We start from the raw sequence: 19557 nt of genomic DNA on the forward strand, positions 1-19557 counted from the left end.
TGAGCCCTGTCAAAATAAGTCTGCTTGAATCTCAGAGGAAATACCTTGCGCACGATTGCTACTCCTTCGTGAGTGCTTGGTCACCCCCTCTTCAGCCACTGCCGTCGCTGCCTGAAGTTGCTCAGCTTCGTACCGCTCCCGATTTAATCGTGAGAGGCGCCGAAGGATTTCGAGACGTGTCTCTTCGCAGATTGTGAAACGGATACGGTCGGTATGCGGTAGGTACGCTACCTCGTGGAAATCGTGACTAAGTTGGATATCCTGCCAGGCGTACGCTGCAAGGACCGCTTTGTCGATTTCAATATGGAGTGCGCGCAGCTCAACCATTCCAGCATCAGTGCAGTTTGGGTTGTGAAACGAATTGTAGAAGTTGGTTAGCCCAATACGGTCCCGCTTCATCACCGCGCGCCGTTCAGTATCTAGGGCCGCGCCAAGAGCTTCCAACTGCGAGTCGCCTGCAGGCGGGAATGGGTAAGGTTCAAAAACGTCGGAGGGGTTATAAACAGCATCAGTTCGCATGGTGCCGCCTCTCGCATGCGCCCATACATAGTGCAGACTCGAGGTAAGTACAGCAAAAAGCGCTCGGGAATCTGAATTAACGACCACTAGCTTTTGGTCAAACACAATATCGTTCTTAATGAAGACAGGGTACTTTGTCTTGCTGGTTTGCGCGTACACAATTACTTCAGCAGGTGAGCACAGCATTGCATCCCAGTCCTTCGGATGGCGATGGAACGCATGGCCTCGGCCAACTGCATGGTAGAGCGCCGGGCGCTTTTCCGCGAAGTGCCACCATTTCTCGCGGTATACGGCGCGGTTGTTGGTATCGCGCTCCGGTTTCACGAGCGCCCGTACAATTGAAAGCAGCTTGGGGAAATCATCCGCTACCCTCCTAGGGTAATCGGCGGGAACCCGGCCGTCTTGAAGCCAATGCGCTTTTTGGCTTTCTCCTGACGTTGACCACTCTCCGTCTGCGTCGCGAGAAAGAGGCCAGTCCCAGAAATTGATGACCCACCGCGATGGTCTCTGCTCTGGATGGGAATTCAGTCCCTCACCGTTGAGATATGGAAATAGCACCTCAGTGTTCTTCGCGTCGCGTGAAATCAATTCTTGTGCGGCCTCTTCGCTCATAGTGAACCCGCGACCGAGCACAATGGAGCCCTGATAAGACTGATTGGCATTAGCGAGCAGCCGCTTTGGGCTCCACTCCTCCTCGCCGGATAAGAATGCGGAGATGGTTGGGACAATCTGGCTCTTTAAGCGGTAGACGCCGCTCCACGACCCACGATGCAAATGTACCGCGCTGGCCGCGACTGATGCAGCGCCCGGCCATGCGAAGCTGGGGTTCGCTGCATAGATGCTATGGCCTCGGTGAAGCATTGCTTCCAGCGCCACCTGTCGCGTATCTCCTTCGGCGATGGTGTTCACCGCCAACAGTCCGAGGTTTCCTCCGTCCTTGATTAGCCTCGCTGCACGTAGGAAGAAATACGCACAGAGGTCAGCGCTGCCGCGACGGCCATCCGCCTGATACAAAACTTGAAAGTCCCGATAGTCTATTCCGAAGTTTCCGGTAATTTTCTGACCGCCGACGAACGGCGGATTGCCGACAATGGCATCGAATCCAGGGTTGTCGCTTTGTAGCATCACCTCCGGGAATTCGACGAGCCAATGGAACGTACGTCGCGTCATCGGTGCCGAGGGCGGACTCAGCATCCGTTCAGACATCTCTCTTAACCCCTGAAGTCGGTGCAAATCTGTCGGTAACGCAGCACTGCCGTCCAAAGCGGCACCCACGTCAAGCAGGCGTTCGTCCAAGTTGGTGTCCAACAAGTTAAAGCTGCGTGAGGCGACGCTGCCAGCTGTGGCTAGGCCCGCTCCAACCACGAGGTCGGCCAAAATGCGAACACTCTCCAACGCCGATTCTGCCTCGCGGTGAAGCTGGCGCTTAAGTTCAGCGTCGTGCATGTCAAGGACCGTGAACCGTTCCAGTTGCTCGCGTTTGCTCCGGGCGGCATTCAAGATGGCCGCGCAGAAGCGCTTGATATAATCGTGTAGTCTTGCCGGCGCGCGTGCCGGCAATAGGTGGAAGCTTTCTATTTGGTCGGCTGTGTGCAGGCCCAACAGGCTATCGCCACACTTGATGGCGTGGTCCACGAACGTAAACGGACGGTTTTTGTGCAGCGTGATAAGCCAGAGCGATAGCTTAGCCATCTCGACAGCCATGGGGTTGACATCGACGCCATATAGACAGCGTTCCGCGACCAACCGGCGGGCGAGCGCAAGTCGTTCTTCCGTGTCGTGCGGGAGGAGTTGCTCGGTATGGTGTGAGCCTGACGGCAGCGCCTCAGGCACGACGAGTGGGACTTCCGGTTGGGTCGCTTCCGCGAGGCTCCATGCCTCTACTAGACGTTCAGACAAGTACCGACAAGCCTGTACCAGGAATGCCCCAGAGCCACAGGCGAAATCACAAATCTTTAAAGATAGAATATTCGCAGCCTTCTTGAGTCGCTCTGGTGCAGGCTCTTCGCCACGGTCTACCCCTTCGTAGACAAGTGGTTCCAACGTAGTCTTTACGACGGGTTCGGTGAGGCTTCTCGGCGTGTAATGTGTGCCCGTGCTGCGGCGGTCCGACCCTGATGTAACATAGACACTGCCTTGCTGAACAATTACTGGATACCCGTTTGTATCCTCCCGGAGTAGCAGAGAATATCGTTTGATTCGCTCGTAGAGACCGTCTGCCGTTCCGCAAGCCGATTGCAGCAAGAGAAAATTAGCATCGCTAGCCTGCGCCAACGCTCGGCGTATGGCAGCAGGTGTGCGTCCAGTTTTCTCCTTCAGGAACGCAACCAGCTCATCGTCGCCAGCGGTCGCTCGTTCTTCGAGGTCATCCAGCGAAATTTCGATATCGTCGCCACCACTCGCTCGGAATCCCAGCACTGGCGACGACGCGTGCTTGGCCGTGTGGTCGAGCAAGCCCTCATACACGTGGCCAATCTGCTCAATATCCAACGCTCGAAATGAAAGTCGACGGGGCTCAGTGCCTCCGCCCGGAACGCGTACTCGCAAGAATTGCAGCGACTCCAACAGATGCAATACGGTGCGGTTGGTGATTGGAAGCGGCGCAGCCGGCGTGTCGGTCCACGACGTGCCCGCAGTTCGTCCTTCAAGAAACGGATAGTGGTCGGGGTCGAACAATGCTCCCCCGTAGGCGGGCAAACGCATCGCCTCGTGCTCCACTCCACCATGAACCACGCGGCAGGTCGCCAAAAATCGGCTCCATGCATCGTGCCGGTGTTCGAGTAACTGTTCGTCCGATACCTCACGTAATTGGTCGCGAAGCGTTGAAATGGCGTAGTGGCGGTCGTACAACGCGTCGCCAAGCAAAAGAAGGCCGCGCTCCTCAGCAGAAAACAGAAACACCAGGCGCATCATGATAGTAAGAGCCGCCTGGTAAAGTTCCTTCTCGCCGATACCGGTCAAAAGACGGCCATGCTGCTCGACATCAATACGGTCTAGTGCCTGAATCAGTACTTCGACTGCTTTCAACACCTGTTGACCGAGTTGGTCAGTCACTTCCTGCTGATTCAGCGCGCTTTCTGCGAGCATGCTCGGAAGTGTTTCGTTCTCCGCTACGCCGAAGAAGCGACCAATTCCGAGTAGTGAAACAAATGCCCGCAGGGTAAGTGGCTCTTCCGACCAAAGCCCCGCATCCCAAGTGATGAAGCTTGTGGTTTCGCCAGGTCTCGCCGCAACCAAAAGCCACTTCTCTCCGTTGGTGACGAGGCCCAAAGGAACGCCGGTCGCGTGCAACAATGTCATCATGCGGGTGTCGGGCGACCCGGTCTTCCATGCTTTGCCGGGTACTGGCTTTGTCAGCGCTTGGCTCGGTGGATATACGTCTATCAGCATGCGAGGAAGCGCTTCGTGGGGCGACTTAAGCGCGTACGTCGGCCGCAGGGTCTCGCCATGCTCTTGAACGCGCGCTTCCAGCCCACTTGGCAACGCCTGACCCGTGAGCAAATAGTCGTCCAGATAGCCGAGTGTGCTCTTGAGCACGAACTCCAGCCATGCGGTGTGAATCGCAACCTCCGGGCGACTGTCTTCCCATTCACCGAATGCGAGCCGAACGTTCTTGGACACCTCAGTGTCGTGCGCATCCAGCCCCTGAGGAAACACTCGCAGCAGCACCGGCAGGGACAGGAACGGTCCCGAAGCCTCAACTAGCGACAACCATTCGTTATGTTGACGAGCAATGGACATGGCTTATGCCGCTCCTTCGCGCGCAAGGGCTTCCGGAACCAAATAGGTGACCGATACAGGAAAGAGACGTGGGTTTGGCTCGGCATAGCGAGCGAGTATGAATTTCTCTTCTAGTTCCATTTCTCTTGGGAGCTCGTCGACACGTCGCTCCAACGCATTGCGGTCTCGCTCAAACTGGTCTTTCTCTGGCATCGAAAAGAGTTCGAGCTGGGGTTTAACTTCTTGCAACTGCGAACGGATGCTCACCAGGAGCTCATTCAGCACAGCGCGCATAGCGCTAATTTCACGAGTAGCCCGCTCGTCAAGTCGATTCTGCAGCGTTTCCGTTCTGTCCTTCATTCGAGCCTCAAGCGAGCGAAGCAAACCATCCTCGTGGGAAGGCCAGAGCTCCAATAAGCGCCGCTGGAGCGATTCTGTGGGACATTGACTAGTAGCAACGTTCAGTAGCTGCTCAAGGCGGCCAACTTGAGGAATCCGCGCAAAACGCCCTTCTCGTAGCTCACCACCGGCGAAGATGATTTCCTCGTGGATGCGCTTGTTGTCGCCGCCGAGTACTACCAGTCGACCGTGAGCGACAACAATGGGAACATCGGACGCCTGGTTTGGAATCACTCGCGCCGTGACGCGGTGAAGTCGATGATGACCGGTGACGGACCAAATCTCCGCCCGCAACCGTTGCAAACAATTCTGAACGAGCCTGTGATTCAAGTGCGCCAGAACGACATCGTCTCGACCAGTTGCAAGGGAATGGTCGAACACAATCGGGCGGACCTCCTGCGTATGCGGATGTCGCAGTCCTTCCGTAGCCTGGCTCCAGGACCCTGTGAGATGTGGCAGTCGAAAGACCGGACACTTCGTTCGCTTGCCTGTCGGGTCGGGCCAGATGCCATCGAGAGACGCCTCTTGCAGCGGCGGTTGCCCGGCGAGTGCCAGCCCCACCGTTACCACCGATAGGATGTTATGGGGGTCTAGATGTAGTTCGCGCTTCGTCTCGTTGAGTTGCTCGTGAAGCTGCTGAAGCTGAGCCCGAAGGTCGTGCCTGACGCGAAGTAGCTTTCGCGAAGCCTCGCTATCGCGCTCGGCTTGTTCCGTATTAAGGTGTCTCCGACGACCAAGCATTGCCTCGGTAACCTGCGCGGAAATCACCGGGCCCACCTTCCCTAGGTCTTCACGAATGTTCTCCACCTTCTGAGCAGCGCGCATCAGAAATTCGAGGTCTCCCTCGAGGTCGCCGGGTGCGACATCGGTCGCGTTCTGTGCATTTTTTCGATACCCGTTGCCCACGAAGTGATAAATCATCACCTTCGATTGGCGCTGACCGTGCCGGTCGATTCGACCGTTCCGCTGCTCCATGCGATTGGGGTTCCACGGAATCTCATAGTGGATGAGTCGCGAGCAGTAGTTTTGAAGGTCAATACCTTCCGATGCTGAATCAGTTGCCAGCAAGATTCGGACTGGCGAGATATCCGGGGATGTCTGGAACGCGGCTTTCACCTGCTCGCGGTCGTCACTATGCATGCCGCCGTACATAGTCATCACCCGGTCTTCGCCAGTGAATCCGTTGAAGGCAAGTAAGCCCTGCAGCCACTTCTGCGTTGCGCGATACTCAGTGAATATGATGACGCGTTCGTTGTTCCAGCCCCCGCTGGAGAAAAGTATCGCCTTCAACCAGGATATCAACTCGACCGCTTTCGCATCGGGACGCCTTGCAGCGTCGCTCGCCCAAGAACGGAGCTCGGCTAGCAACTGGTCCTCCTCAGCTGTAAGGGGACTGAAAAGCGCGACCGCCGAGTCAACGGCCTCATCAGTGGCGAAATCTATCTGATGGTCATCCGCCGGGTCTTCATCCAGTGCTTCGACTTGGCGACGGAGAATGCCAACGACGGGCTGTTGCGTCCGACTTACCGACCGACGGGCGTTGCAAAGCGATTCGAGATGCTTCTCCAGCGTTAGGCGAAACGCTTCCGGCGACGAAAAGAGCCTCTTCTTGAGCAGCTTCAGAACGAACTCACTCGCGAATCGTTCAGCATCGTCTCGAGCGGTACGAGCACGCAGTTCCGCATAACGGGAGAGCGCTCGATGGGCTGCTCGCTCAGCGTCCGTGTATGGCACTTCCAATGGTTCGACGGTGCGTTCTGGATAACGAGGCGTACCATCCCATCGTGGCGGCAGCTCCCGCTTTAGTCGTCGAACCATGACCGCCGCCAGTTGCTCCGGATTCGGCCGAACACTGCGCGCGAATCGCTGATTGTCCAGCAATTCGAGAAGCGACGAAAAACTCTCCGAGTAGCCGTTATGAGGCGTAGCCGACAAGAAGAGCTTGTGTTCGAAATGCGGCGTCAACAGGCGAATTGCCCCCGTCCGTTGTGAGTCGGTCGCGTATTGCCCGGTGCCCGCCGGCGCTACGTTATGTGCTTCGTCGACAACGAGCAGGTCAAACCGGCGCGGGTATATCGGCAGCCCGGGCGCGGGCAGCGCCTCCCGCATCAGTCGTAGCGGTCGTTCACGTTTGAGAAAGTCAATGGACGTGATGAGGCGCGGGAAATGCGTCCATGGATTCACGTTCAAACCACGGGTCCGGCGAAGCTCCTTCATCAACTCGCTGTCCACAATGCGGAAATCGAGTCCAAACTTGTCCCGCATCTGGTCGCGCCACTGAATCTGGATTCCGGACGGGCACACGATGAGCACCGTTCGCGCTCGGTGTCGCAGCATCATCTCCTGAATCACCAAACCACTTTCGATGGTCTTCCCGAGACCGACATCATCTGCAATCAGCAGATTGACCCGAGGCATTTGTATGGCACGCGCCAACGGGTCGAGCTGATAGTCCTCGATTTCCACGCCGCTGCGGAAAGGAGCCTGAAGAGTTCGGGTATCGCCTTGAGCAACGGCGCCCCATCGAACCGCATTAAGGAACGCCTCGAGGCGCTCTGGCTCGTCGAAGCCAGTTACCTCCGGCATCGAAGCGCGCTCGAGAACCGAAGCGCCAGGCTCCAACTCCCAAATCACCCGTAGTTCTTCGCCGGTGGCGTCATCTTCGACGCACGACAGCGACACAAGATTCTCGCCGTAGGCGCCGTCCGTCATGCCACTGGCGGCGACGGAAGTAACGACGTAGCGTCGGTTACGAACCGATACCAACTGTCCGCTGACAGGCACCCCGGTTGACTCAACAATGGTCATATATGTCTTTTGTGCTGAACAGAACCGCATTTTAGGGCGCAAACATCCGCTTTACAGGCTCGCACGTGGGCAAGACGAAAGCAGCGTCCCAGACGGCGCAGCAAATGTCACATCTAAAATCGACGCAACAGTTTGATTTATAAAGAAATTCTTAAAAAACTTAGTCTATTGACGAGACGGCCTCAGCTACCTCGGTAAATGGCACCGATTTGTCTTTACAACAGGCTCAAAATCCTAACACCATTGAAGCCCGGGGCAAGTCGAATGAAGGCCGAATGTGAGGCGGTTTTGCGCAGTGAAGATGACTAGAAGCGTCAGGTTCTCGTTGCATGAAAGGTAAAGAGAAAGAGACGTTGGCGCCGAAAATGATTGCCGGCTGTATTCATAGACTGGGCGGCTCCGTGTCTTCAATCTGCGTATCGAAAAAACCCTTCGCTTCGGCCTTCTTCTTCGCCATGTACTCCAACACGTCGGCTTTTCGTAAGAACCGATTCTGGTCGGTGATGTGGTGAAGCGGAAGTTTTCCCTCTTCAACCAGCTTCACCGCGTGCGGGCGAGATACAAATAGCAATTTCGCGGCGTCCGAGGTCGAGATGACCTCGTCGTCAGGGGTGCCGCGAAGCGCTGGCATGCTCGAGACATCTTCGAGCTCCGCGTCGTACAGACCGAGACGCTGCGTCGCGCCCATCATCCGAGTCAATCCAGCACGCCGCTTAGCCTTGCTCCACGTCTTATATGCGCGCACGTCCGCAATTGCAAACATCGGATGTTCGCCTCGCCTACGCCCACTTGCGACCAACTCGCCTGCTCGGACAAGACTCTCAAAGTACTCGCGCGATACGTGCAATAAAAGCGCGGCGTCCTCGCGCGACAGGTATGCCCTGCTCAAGTGCTTGACGTCAGCGGCAACGCCGCGTCGATTGTGGTTCAGCTTGCGCACCTTCATTGAAGTCTCCACCGCTGTTATACCGAATTATCAAGTTTGGGTAACTATCCATCGCCGGATACTTTTTGGATAGTCGCCAGCATCTGTTGTGGCCTCAGCTCCGGTGATTCTGGCGTGCCCGAAAGACGTCGCGGATTGCGTCTGGGCACAGCAGCTCGGGCGCTCGTGCCGAATGACGTGCCACCACCGACTCCTCTCGAACATTGCGACCTCGCGTGCGGATAGTCAAAGCCTGTGTTGCGTCGGCCGGTGTCTGCCTCGGTCTTTCGTCGCTGTGCGACAGACCAATCGCCGAATCACGGGTACAAAGCCTATCGATAGAACATCGCTCAGTCGTCTTGAACTGGCTTATCGACCGCTAGTCCCTGTCGCCAATCTGGAACAAGGTCCTGCGTCACGTCTTTCCATGTTTCAATGTTCCATGCCTTCGCCGCGTGAGACCAGACATATTCCGCGTCCTTATCGTGACCAGCCCGCCCCACGAGTTGATATGTGCTCCCGCTTGCCGTAGTCCCTGTACGCGCGACTGGGTCGAATGAGCGAATGGGCGTGCTGACACGACCATCGCAGTCGAGAATGCTAAAGCCTACAAAATGACGTTGACCATTGCCGGCTTCGCGAATAGACCAACGTTCGAGCACCACATGGGCACTTGAAGTAGAAACGTAAATCGACACGACGAATTGCTCCTTGTGGCGCTACACGTCAATCATGAGCGTCGGATTCCGGGCCTCGCCCTACGAGGTGGTCGCAAAACTGCGCGCCTACTGCCCGCATTGAGAAGGCTGTTTCAATCACACATCGATAACCTTGGCTGGTTGAAATGCAGCGTTTCCGTATGGCAGCTCTGGCTTCAGCCTATTACGGCTTGGACAGCCGCGCGGGTTTGGACTCGCTCTTTCTCGCGGCTACAACGACACAGAGTACGACGCTGACGATGTCGTCCTCGTCAGCGACTCGAATTCCGTCTAGTTTGTACGTCGCCCCTTCGTGACGAACGACGTTTGCATGTGCGATGCCGTCAACGACGCTCACATCAATACGTGCCTCAGGAATGGGCGGCGACTGGCCGGCGGGATGTCGAGAGATGTATGCCGTAGCCTCGCTTGCCTTGGCATAGGGTCCGCATGGATGGATGTAGCCACCTGCTGTTAATGCATCTTCTGCGCGTTTCCAAAGATTCACCCTCGGGTCCACCTCGTCCGCCGCCGTCAACGTAGGTTCTATGTCGCGTGGTCCGTCCTCGTGGCGACCCACGTAAATCGTGACAACAGTTCGCACCCATTCCGCAGCGTACGCGCGTGCCATCCGGCGTAGTAACCTATACTCCCTTTCATCGCAGATTGCTTCGAGTGGTGAAATGCCTCCGATGTTAACGTGCCTTGACGACAAATACCCGAGCCTGCAGGACGGCGGCGCCGGGCCGAGAAGGCGGCAAACTGCATACAATCGCTTAAGGTCAATGTCGGTGGCAGCCAGGAGCGATGGGAAGTAATGGACGCCATCAACTTCTATCGTGAATACACTTCCGCGTGCGACCATGCGCGCGAGCTGACCAGAGCTGACGCGGAGTTGGTCGCGGAATTCATCCTCCTTCAGCAGCTCACCTGAACGCAACATCTGCCGCCTTGCGGCAAGTGCCTGTTGTTCGATTTCATCCGAAAAGGTCATTGCGATTCACCCCGTGCTTCGACAACCGATGAAATTGAAGACGACGATGTACGTATTTGCTTCGGAACTTGTGTGCAATAGCGGCAATCTCAGACGAAATCCTTCAGTTCGCTAGATAGTCAGACGCGTATCTGGCACTGGAGACATCCTCCGTTACACCATGATGCTTCCCGCATCCCCTATATCCGTCGTGGCACGTCTAGCCACACCGTCTCCATGGCGATGAGCGCTACCATGCCGTTGTCGGGATAGTGACGTAATATGTGCTTGGCCCGTTCGCGCAACGCCTGCGTGCCAATTCTTCCTCGCGACTGTGATAGCTCAACCAACAGTTCGCGCGCACGGATTAGTGCGAGTCCCTTTCATCTGGCATCGTCATTTCCTCCCCCTCGTTTGCCCTCGGTTTAGACAACGCCGTTATATATGAGATTCGTTGAACCGTTCGATATTACGACCAGGTGCTCGCGAGTTTCGGCTACGTCGTGGCAGTCGTCATCGGCCCGTGGATGGCCAGGGTACCGGTCTTCATGCCTGATGCCGAGGGAACAGTCTGTTTCGTGCGTCCACGGTTCAGACGAGATAAACACCTCACGAATTTCGCCTGACTCGTCGCTATCGGCATAGGAGTCAAGGAATACAGCGACACTGTCCGGGTCAGCGCCCGCAAGCCAAGCGATGGGTTGGCGAACTTTCATTGGCACTACTTTCTTCATGTCTTACCTCGGCATTTCAAGACCCCATCAAGGACCACGGTGCATGGGAAAAATCGCTTTGAGTACCTTAAGCACGATATCCCAGACACCATCCTTGAGGTCATACGCTACGGGAGCAACGTCTGTCCGGAGTTCGCTTTTTGAAGTAATACTCGCGTATGCGAAATGACCCTCCAAAACAATATCGACGCGGGCGACAAGCTCTCCTTCGTTCGTCACGCGATTTAAAATCCTCTCGACGAATACGCTCATCAGCGGGCAAGGTGTTGCTAGGGGCTCAAGTGGGTAATAGGCGCGGGACGTTTCGCTCAGGTTGATTAGCATTGCAGCCAAGTGGCAGGCCGCAGGCGAAGGAAGCAACTGTCGAACATCGCGTAACCCGGCTTCCCCGCTCGCCGTACTCAGCAACGGGAGCGCCTCGCCTTCTCCAAGGTACTCACCAGCGTGCACGCGAGCCCTCCACAAAATGGGCCGTCCTTCGGCGTGGTCCATTCAGGCGTTCCTCGTGTGGCGCCGTGAAGTCACAAGTCTGAAGTAGCGGCCAGCTTACTGCCCGTCCTCGGGCCACTCGATACGTTGCCTTGGTCGACGGCTACCCGGTATGAGTTCCTCTGTAACGTCCTTCCAGGATTGACCCTTCCCGATGATTTCCTTGACTCTATTAAACACATACTCGGCATCGCCGTTGTATCCACTTCCACTAACCAACTCGTACTTGCGTCCGCTGGCAGTCCTCGCGGTTCTAGCTTCGACGTTCAGCTCAGTGATTTCCGTACTCACCCGCCCATCATGAGTTTCAAGCGAGAAACCGACGAAATGCCTGGCGCCACCATCAAACCGGCGGATTGACCACGATTCGAGACGCACGGTTTCGTCACCTTCGCTAGACGATTGATGTAGATAAAGCGACATTGGTTGTCTCCGGTTGAGGTTCGGGAGCCATGCTGTTCCGATTCAAGCTCTTCGAGAATTACCCAGACATCACGACAGTTATCTCATGATGTAAATCAGAGGCGACTTGCACTTTCATCGTTCTTCTCTCTTGACGTCGAAAAGCATCTCTGCAAGACGACGCTGAAAAGCTGCGTCCTCATTTGCTCGAATTGGGGACTTAATGTCTCGCGCCTTTCGCAAGGCATAGGTTCCTACTGTCGCACGCAAAATATCGTCATCGGAAAGCGTGTCGGTCGCACAGGCGCCGAAACCGCGCAGGTGGACTTCAAGCGCGGCGCGTGCAGTTTCGTCAAACCCGCGCTGTTGGTCGACATCAATGCGCGACGACGCGGTGCGATGCGAAAACTCAAAATCCTGCGAAGCGAGGATGACAAACGGGTCATGGCGATTTGCGCGGAAATCCAGCACCGCCTGCTCCTTCGTACTCCCTACGGTATTGAGGACGTTGACTACGCGCCGCCCGAAACCATGACCTGCTTCCCGGAGATTCCTGAAATCGTAGCAGAGAGGCCAGTCGTTCCCGACAACAATCACCGCGCCAGGATACCTGCTAAGCGTTCTTCCCAGCCGCAGGACATCCTTCTCCAGCGAGCGCGTGGCCTCTGGCGCGTTTTCGCGTGTCGTCAGTGATGGATGGCGACTCATCGGACCGAGAACCCCACTCACGCAGAAAAATATGAAAACCATGCTCTCTCCGTTCGCATCCCACAAAGATAGATGCGTCACTTGTTTCGCGTCTCGGACCTTGACCCAATCCTTTTCAAATCGAGAGCACCGTGCTTACGGCTCGCTATGTGCTGTTCGCGGCAAGCTGAGCTAAGGCAATTATAGATGTTTGCAGAGTAGATGTAAACACAGTAGACGCGTGCACGGTAGACGAACGGCCGGTGTTCCGACAATCTCCGCGCATGGACGAAATTGATAACAAAACGGTGGACCCTTGGCTGCGCCGCCGCTTAGCGCTGCAGGTTCGCAGGTTGAGATTAGAAAAGAAGGTTTCGCAAGAGAGGCTCAGCGAGGACTGCGGTTTCCATCGCACCTACATAAGCCAAGTCGAGCGGGCAGTGACCAATATCACTCTCGACAACTTGCAGAAACTCGCAGAGGCGCTTGGCGTTGACCCGTCGAGGCTGCTGGAGGGTGAGCAGTGCTAAGCCCGATTCGCATCACGACGTTTCGGGTACGGGGTGAAGGAAGAGCCTCGCAGTAGGGAACGTCGTCCTTGCTGAAAAGTTACCTCTACTCAAGAAGCTCGCGCTGGCGGGGTGAGCCCTCAATCTAGGCAGGCGCGCAGCGACCGCCTTTACATAAGAGCGCGAAACGAAAAGCACTCGCGCCAGCTGCTTCGAGCGAGGCCTCCTGGGGCTCGTCCGGCGTTCTTGCACGACAATCGGGAATCAGCGCTGCAGTCACTTCAACCCATGCGCCGCCTTCACCGATGGCGGCGGCAAATGCGCATGGCGAACAAGTATTCCCTATCGCGCAAAGCAAGGATTGCCGCCTCACGCCTGCGGCGGTAGTGCTATATGAGCGGTTATTCCGGAGCACCTCGCCCGCCATCGCGAATTGAAAACTTTTTATTTGACTGAAATAAAAAACCCAGAAAAAATAAGTTGTCAATTCGAATAGTATTAAATAGAAGACAGTTATTACCTGATAAACTAATTAAGTTATTTAGGCAAATAAATATAATTTCATCAAAAAACGTCAAATGAATTAGGTATTTTGCAACTTCCGAGAACATGTGCTATAGCTTAATCAAGTCAGCAGCCGATTCTAAACGAACCTGCAAATGCAGGAATCGGCTTTAGGCCGTCGCTTTTTTGGCCAAAGGAGACAGAGAAATGAGCCAGAATCATCTTCTATCGCTATCCGGCCAAAGTCACCTAATAACAAAGTGCGCAGTATCAAGCGAGTTAGACGTTCCGTTCGGATGGATGGTGCGCCTACTCGTCCTCTGGCCACTCGGACATCCCGAATTGGCCGTACCATACTGGCCCTTGTTCAACTACATGAAAGCTTACTGGACTCGCAGCGATGCTTGGCAGAGGGTTGCTTGCAGGGCAGTCGGCCTTTTCTGGGACTATTGTCAAGTCCGAATTCCGCTTTTAAATCCGAGCGAGCCGATATTAAAACAGCATCGAGATTTATTGCAGGGATTTGGTTCAGCTCTCCTTGACGGAACAATTTACAAGCTGAGCGACCCGCTCGAACTGTATTGGCCAAGTCAAGGAGTCGACGTGGCGGGCCAACTCGTCACTGCAATGGAGACTTTCGCAAAATGGCTGTTCGCAGAGAACGGCAAACCCAATCCACTCGCCATCAATCCAACGACGTGCGAAAGGATGTTTAATTCGATTGTCGCAGTCACCCGACAAGGTCAAAGCTTATTGGGCTATCTTGGTAATTCATGCGGCAGTCGAAGCCTATATGTTCAACTTCCGCCAGGCGACAAGCAGGGAAACGCGTTGCTTGCAAATCCGTTGAGCTTTCCCGCGAGCCAAGTAGAGAACGTACTGTGGAATGGATTCAAGAGAAGGCGGGGAAATCCAACAATTCCGTTTGGGCAATATAACATTCGCCCAATGATGATATTTCTGCTTCAAAACTATGCGGGACTGCGTGAGCATGAGCCATTCCATATTTGGGTCACGGATGTAGTTGAAGACCCACAGAACCCCGGTTCAGCATCCGTGTTTCTTTACCATCCAGTGAAGGGACTGGCTTTCATTGAAGGTGTGGATGGGTGCCCAATCCGGACGACGAGACTGTTGAAGCTGCGTCATGACTATGACCTTACACCCCGCACATTAGGTACTGGGTCATATCGCATAGGATGGAAAAGCAGTCTTGTCGAGGGCAAAGACTTCTATTCGTGCCTACATTGGACCGACCCGTTGGCGGCTCAAACATTCTGGGAGCTGTACAACGCCTACCTTCTTGAGCGCGAGATGGCCATGAAGCGGAGGCGAGCCTTGGGATATCGGGACCACCCGTTCCTCTTCGTATCGACCGAAGCAAATCCGAATTCCCCAGAGGGTACCTCGGCCATCGGTGCTCCAGCGGGCATCGCACAGTACGAGCGAGCCTTGCAGCGCGCCGTAACTCGGCTAGGCATGGTTTCATCAAAGGAAAACGGGACCACATCCCAGGCAGCCCGACATCTCTATGCGAACACGCTGAAGCGCCAAGGCCAAGGTCCCAAGCTGATACAGCTATGCTTGCGACATCATGATATTAAATCGCAAGAAAGATATGGGCGACTCACCCCCTCACAGGTGAACGAAGCGCTGCGTTCTGTTTCCGTATCTTATCCAGACGTTTCAGTTCGCCGCACATCACTTGAGACTACTCTCAGTGATATCACTCGACGGTTCCCCCCGCACGCGGCGAAAGCGTTATGAGTGAATCCGTCGTGACCCGCACCACAGCCAGCCGCTTCGGGCTTACGGTCAGCTCGCACCCCGAAAAATGGTGCGCGCTCAGAGCGGCTACGGCCAAAGAAGCAGCGGAGCTGTTTCGCAGAATTGAAGTCCGTATGTTCATCCCACCTTCGTGGCCCGAACTTCGGCTTCAGACTACCGGTGGTATCGCCGACCTTGTTTCCCTGATATTAAGTTCCGAGGAGAAGCCATCCACGATATGGGAGGCGCTTTCGATATTGCTGCAAGCGGAGTTACTTCTCATGCCGTATGCAGACCGGACAGTGACGGCGCTGATTCGTCAGGGCCTGCTTGGCTGCGCGCCGTTTACGGCATCCTTCCTCGCAGATTGCGACCAGCTGCTTGGCCAAGCGCTACCTCGCAACGTGAAACTTGTGCTCGCCAAGTTTTGGCTTTGCACAACCGAATCCAAACAGACTAAGCCTAGTCGGGAGCTTCTCAGCTCTTGGGTGCACCTTTTTTTGAGAGAGGACGCCGCGACAAAAGGCAAATGGTCTCAAGACATTACTGAGCGTACAGCGGGTGCCTTCAGCCGCCTGGGAGTACTGTTGGGCGTTGAAGAGGTGTTCGGCCGTCATGCACCAATCGTCGCCATGCGTCGGCAGATTTCTGCTGCCCCCCAATACGCTGCCTGGAAAGCTGCATTCGAACGTTGGCTCGACGAACGACATTTTGGCGACATACAAAAGCCGACTGAAGGTTTCGAACTCCTCGAGAAATATTGGTATGAGCATCCCACCCTTGTGGACCCCGAGCTTCTTTTTAGCTCACATCTCGCCCGCGAGTCGATTCTTGCGTGGGCAAAAAGAGACGGCCTAACAGTCTCAAAGGCTACAAAGCTACGTACCATAAACCAGTTCCTTCGCGCCTTTGTGCTCCGTCATCCTCATATGGCGGTTGTGGACGACTGGGACAATGACCTGATTCTTAACAATGGCTATGACTGGCCATTGTCCAACGCAGACCTCACCGAAATTTCGGTGTTTTTGGGCGACCATCAGAAGCCGGGGCAGTCCAATCAAAAGGCGCTTCCAGGGCCCTTGCTTCGCGAAGTTGAGTTAGTCCTCAAGGAGAACGATATGGCATGGCCCAAATTGAGGCTCGCCGACTGGATGGTCTATAAGGGGCAACGGGTCTTTTGTCCGGTATTGCCATACCTGATTTTACTTCTCATCAAGCTCCCCATCCGAGGAGTCCAGGCTCGCCGTCTGGATTCAGGCGAAGGAGACTCGCTACGATATGACTTGCAAACCTCAACGTTTATACCCAATGACTCACCGCACGCTGGCTACTGGAGCGAATTACCGGGCGTCGCAAATCCTCGCCGGGGCGTCCTTCGCCAATTTCACGATAATGACACGGGACAAGACTTTTGTGGTCTCTACATCAACTCGAACAAGACAAACGACCGGAAAGTCCTTTTCTCTGAGACGAGTGGTTATGAGATGTTTTGGCAACATGACGAAGTAATAGAAATCTTGTCAAACATGAGGCAGTGGCAGGAAACCTACAACCCAGTCGATGGTCCCCTCCTATTCGAGAACGTTCCTCGGAACATCTTTCCAGTGCCGTCTAAGACGGTCGAGACGAGAAAACCTGCAGTTTTTTACATTTTCCGATATCCGGCCGGTCAGCTTAGCTTGCGTGAAAGCCCACCGTCCGGTCAAGTCCTGAGACTTTACTGGTATGAAGTTCTGGCAGAAGTGGAGCGTCGGATGTCAGAGAGGGAGAAGAGGCCTCCGCGTCTGATTGATTCGTGGAAAGACGGTGTGCCCATGTCAAGCCAGTACCACGTCCACGGCTTACGTGTAGGCGGTCTAACGAGACTCGCAAAAGCCGGAGTTCATCCCTGGATTTTGCAAACCATTGTTGCCGCTCACAGCGGGTGGGTAATGACATTCTATTATGTTAAGCCAGGATTCGCGTTCGTAAGCCAATGTCTTGCCGACGCCTATGTGAAAGCACTAAAAGACGAACAGCTGGAATTCGCCCAATTCCTCACAGAGTCCACCATCGAGAATGTACATCGGGCCGCTCTGCACCGCCACGATGATGCGTTGAGAGACCTTAATACAGCGAGGCATGTGAAATCGGCATGCGTCATGGCAACGCTCGACAACGGCGTGTGTCCTAACGGCCAAACTCGATGCGACGAGGGGCAAAAGATTGAAGAAATCGTTGGACGTAGCCCGCGCGAATCGCGTGAGGCTTTCGGCCCCGTCCCAAATACAGTTGGTGGCGTTAGAGATTGCGGGAGGTGCCGCTTCTTTATCACTGGTACGCCATTTCTAATCCCAACCGCACTGAAGTGCACAGAAATTAGCGTAGCATTGGGCGAAACAGTCGACCACCAGCGTGAGCAAATGAGAGCGATAGACGACTTAGAGAAGAAGCGCGTCACGCTCGAACGGTCAGGACAATCCCTACCGGTCCGTGAATCACACAACCTGCAGTCGTTAAGGGCGGAGTATAAAACTCAAAGCGACGTCCTTGTTGACCTGGCACTTAGCCTGGATGCGAACGTTAAATATTTTCAGGAGATTCGTGCGGCCATGAAGCTAAACGCTTCTTCCGACAGTCCTCAACCTGTGCTTCTGACACAAGAAGTGCCGGAGTTCAAATGGGGACTGATTCATCGATTTGAAGCCATCGACGAACTTTGCAAGTCGGCAAAATGGTTTAAATCGATACGCGTGAACTCCCTCGCAAATGAGAGGCTCGTTACGATTTTGAAAGTCTATTCCCGAGAGGGTAAGGAGATTCCGAATGCTCTGTTTGACGCGTCCGAGAGCAATCAGGCGCTCAACACTTTAACAGACTTCTTGCGACACCGTTTGGGCCGTCAAACGTTGGCATCGTTGATTGAAGGCCGCGAAACATTCGAGTCGCTCGGTATTGCCGAGGAAGTAACCGACTTGATGTCGAGCTTCAGCCCCTTAACGTTCGACCACGATACGGTGTTTCGAGGCATCCCATTCAATGAGGAAAGCTGCGCGCAGAAAGGACCTGCGGCAGAAGCGACTTCGCTTGAAGGTGGAAATGCTTCGGAGGAACGCGCTGATGAAGACAGTAAGTAATCGCGCCGATGAGGTTCGCAAAGCGACAATACAAAAGCTCCAAGAGGGCGGTACGTTTCGGACGTCGACGATTGGGGTATCGGAGCGCATCGACGAGACTTGCGCTCGCATCGCAAAAGACTCTGGCCCTCTCACGATAACCAATATAGTCGAGGTTTTTAACCAACTATTCCCGAATTCGTCCATTGGTGAGTCGACTATCAGGAATAAAACTGCTTCAGGCGGCTTATATCGTGGCGTCATCGAAGCGTGGCGGACGTGCGAGTTTTCGAAGTCTCATGGCAGGGTCACAGGAAAGTCGCTTCCTCATAGTGCAGAGATTCCTGATTCTCTGCTGAATCGAATCGAACCAGAGGAAGCCCGACTGTCAGTATTGCTTCTGCGGACTGCGCTTCGAAACACCATTACTCAACTCCACGTACTGCAGGGGCTTAGCCCTCAACGCCTGATACATGGCACCGACCACGACTCCTCCAATGCAACCAAAACTGAAGAAAAGTCAGCCGCAATGAAAGTTTCGAACGCAGACCTTCATTGCGTCAGGGCGTTCATAGACGAAATAGAATTGGCAATTCGCGGATTGTCGTGGGGAAATGAAGGTCAGCTAGTCGCTGTCCATCAAGGGGCATGTTCAGGTCCCGGCATCAAAGACGCCTTGTTGAAGCTTTTAGAACGTGTCGGTTCCGTTTAGTCCATTGACGCAGCTCATACCTGCCGGCGAAATCGCTGGCGCGCGGTGGAACTTTTGTGAGCCCTGAACGTCATCCAGCAGAGTGATTGCCCGTTCAAGCAATCCACGCATGATTCGGACAACCGGCTTCACGAAGTTGTCCGGGACCGCAATGTCAAATCCTCTGCGACTATGTATGTCCACGGTGAATCGGACTATCGAACCGGCATCAATGCAATCCCCTTTATCTTGGAGCTGGCGCAGGACTGCATTGTTCCATCCTTCGGCGTGAATCCGCATGTGCAGATTGACCCAATCGGAGTCGTCAGAGCCTTTTCCCGAAGGTGACAGTGCTTCGTACAGTAACGACCAGATGCGCTTTGTTTCATCATTGAGCTGCGCTGAAGTCGGGTCAAGGCTGGTGAGTCTGCGTCTAATCGCATATAGCATTGATGCGTGGAGTCCGCGCTGTTGAACGGTCCACCAAATTGCGCTCGGTTGCTCTAACACGCGGGCGAACCACTGCACGATGTACTGAAGCCGGGCGTTCAGCGGCGGCACACCCAATAGATGCCCAAATACCTAGCGAGCGTCACCCGGGTTATACGCGCCATCCTTGCCACACGTTCCGGTTCCG

14 protein-coding genes are annotated in these 19557 nt (G+C 54.9%); 4 read left to right on the top strand and 10 right to left on the bottom strand.

Annotated elements, in window-relative coordinates:
- Positions 1 to 9: 9 nt before the first annotated feature.
- The 9 genes from B0G80_RS11835 to B0G80_RS11870 form a co-directional block, all read right to left on the bottom strand.
- Entirely contained in the window at positions 10 to 4260 is a 4251-nt protein-coding gene (locus B0G80_RS11835; protein WP_181919949.1) for an Eco57I restriction-modification methylase domain-containing protein, read from the bottom strand.
- A 3-nt stretch (positions 4261 to 4263) separates the two neighbouring features.
- Complete coding sequence (drmD, locus tag B0G80_RS11840) at positions 4264 to 7446, bottom strand: DISARM system SNF2-like helicase DrmD (protein WP_116118109.1); 3183 nt, start codon at positions 7444 to 7446, stop codon at positions 4264 to 4266.
- A gap of 382 nt (positions 7447 to 7828) precedes the next feature.
- Positions 7829 to 8392, bottom strand: a complete 564-nt coding sequence (locus B0G80_RS11845; RefSeq protein WP_116118110.1) for a helix-turn-helix domain-containing protein — start codon at positions 8390 to 8392, stop codon at positions 7829 to 7831.
- A 329-nt stretch (positions 8393 to 8721) separates the two neighbouring features.
- Positions 8722 to 9069: a hypothetical protein gene (locus B0G80_RS45245; protein ID WP_147309858.1), complete on the bottom strand. Its 348-nt coding sequence runs from the start codon at positions 9067 to 9069 to the stop codon at positions 8722 to 8724.
- A gap of 184 nt (positions 9070 to 9253) precedes the next feature.
- Positions 9254 to 10063: a hypothetical protein gene (locus B0G80_RS11850; protein ID WP_116118111.1), complete on the bottom strand. Its 810-nt coding sequence runs from the start codon at positions 10061 to 10063 to the stop codon at positions 9254 to 9256.
- A gap of 179 nt (positions 10064 to 10242) precedes the next feature.
- The gene (locus B0G80_RS48040; RefSeq protein WP_408968011.1) at positions 10243 to 10410 is read right to left on the bottom strand and encodes a BPSL0761 family protein; all 168 of its coding nucleotides are present in this window, start codon (positions 10408 to 10410) and stop codon (positions 10243 to 10245) included.
- A 393-nt stretch (positions 10411 to 10803) separates the two neighbouring features.
- On the bottom strand, positions 10804 to 11268 hold the full coding sequence (locus B0G80_RS11860; RefSeq protein ID WP_116118113.1) for a hypothetical protein: 465 nt from the start codon (positions 11266 to 11268) through the stop codon (positions 10804 to 10806).
- Positions 11269 to 11322: 54 nt separating this feature from the next.
- On the bottom strand, positions 11323 to 11688 hold the full coding sequence (locus B0G80_RS11865) for a hypothetical protein (RefSeq protein WP_116118114.1): 366 nt from the start codon (positions 11686 to 11688) through the stop codon (positions 11323 to 11325).
- 114 nt (positions 11689 to 11802) lie between these two features.
- Positions 11803 to 12417: a hypothetical protein gene (locus tag B0G80_RS11870; RefSeq protein ID WP_116118115.1), complete on the bottom strand. Its 615-nt coding sequence runs from the start codon at positions 12415 to 12417 to the stop codon at positions 11803 to 11805.
- Between the two features lie 221 nt (positions 12418 to 12638).
- On the opposite strand from B0G80_RS11870, the gene B0G80_RS11875 reads away from it, so the two are divergent.
- The 4 genes from B0G80_RS11875 to gmtX all read left to right on the top strand — a co-directional run bounded on the left by B0G80_RS11875 (position 12639) and on the right by gmtX (position 18941).
- Complete coding sequence (locus B0G80_RS11875; RefSeq protein WP_116118116.1) at positions 12639 to 12884, top strand: helix-turn-helix domain-containing protein; 246 nt, start codon at positions 12639 to 12641, stop codon at positions 12882 to 12884.
- A 690-nt stretch (positions 12885 to 13574) separates the two neighbouring features.
- A complete protein-coding gene (locus B0G80_RS45250; RefSeq protein WP_147309859.1) occupies positions 13575 to 15134 on the top strand; it encodes a hypothetical protein in 1560 nt (519 codons plus the stop codon).
- A complete protein-coding gene (locus tag B0G80_RS11880) occupies positions 15131 to 18250 on the top strand; it encodes a VPA1269 family protein (protein WP_116118117.1) in 3120 nt (1039 codons plus the stop codon). The genes B0G80_RS45250 and B0G80_RS11880 overlap by 4 nt, the downstream gene beginning before the upstream one ends.
- Positions 18234 to 18941 (top strand): gamma-mobile-trio protein GmtX, encoded by a 708-nt coding sequence (gene gmtX / locus B0G80_RS45255; protein WP_147309860.1) that lies wholly within the window; start codon positions 18234 to 18236, stop codon positions 18939 to 18941. Before B0G80_RS11880 ends, gmtX begins: the two co-directional genes overlap by 17 nt.
- On the opposite strand, the gene B0G80_RS11885 is transcribed toward gmtX, so the two are convergent.
- Entirely contained in the window at positions 18918 to 19448 is a 531-nt protein-coding gene (locus B0G80_RS11885) for a hypothetical protein (RefSeq protein WP_147309861.1), read from the bottom strand. The two genes, gmtX and B0G80_RS11885, sit on opposite strands and share 24 nt — an antisense overlap.
- Positions 19449 to 19557: the final 109 nt, after the last annotated feature.

The sequence above is a fragment of the Paraburkholderia sp. BL6669N2 genome, from assembly GCF_003387275.1.
Taxonomy (GTDB): Bacteria; Pseudomonadota; Gammaproteobacteria; order Burkholderiales; family Burkholderiaceae; genus Paraburkholderia.

Excerpts from the sequence above, each read along its gene's own strand:
- B0G80_RS11835 (WP_181919949.1), bottom strand. The coding sequence starts at position 4,260 with ATGTCCATTGCTCGTCAACATAACGAATGGTTGTCGCTAGTTGAGGCT.
- drmD (WP_116118109.1), bottom strand. The coding sequence starts at position 7,446 with ATGACCATTGTTGAGTCAACCGGGGTGCCTGTCAGCGGACAGTTGGTA.
- B0G80_RS11845 (WP_116118110.1), bottom strand. The coding sequence starts at position 8,392 with ATGAAGGTGCGCAAGCTGAACCACAATCGACGCGGCGTTGCCGCTGAC.
- B0G80_RS11850 (WP_116118111.1), bottom strand. The coding sequence starts at position 10,063 with ATGACCTTTTCGGATGAAATCGAACAACAGGCACTTGCCGCAAGGCGG.
- B0G80_RS11860 (WP_116118113.1), bottom strand. The coding sequence starts at position 11,268 with ATGGACCACGCCGAAGGACGGCCCATTTTGTGGAGGGCTCGCGTGCAC.
- B0G80_RS11865 (WP_116118114.1), bottom strand. The coding sequence starts at position 11,688 with ATGTCGCTTTATCTACATCAATCGTCTAGCGAAGGTGACGAAACCGTG.
- B0G80_RS11870 (WP_116118115.1), bottom strand. The coding sequence starts at position 12,417 with ATGGTTTTCATATTTTTCTGCGTGAGTGGGGTTCTCGGTCCGATGAGT.
- B0G80_RS11875 (WP_116118116.1), top strand. The coding sequence starts at position 12,639 with ATGGACGAAATTGATAACAAAACGGTGGACCCTTGGCTGCGCCGCCGC.
- B0G80_RS45250 (WP_147309859.1), top strand. The coding sequence starts at position 13,575 with ATGAGCCAGAATCATCTTCTATCGCTATCCGGCCAAAGTCACCTAATA.
- B0G80_RS11880 (WP_116118117.1), top strand. The coding sequence starts at position 15,131 with ATGAGTGAATCCGTCGTGACCCGCACCACAGCCAGCCGCTTCGGGCTT.
- gmtX (WP_147309860.1), top strand. The coding sequence starts at position 18,234 with ATGAAGACAGTAAGTAATCGCGCCGATGAGGTTCGCAAAGCGACAATA.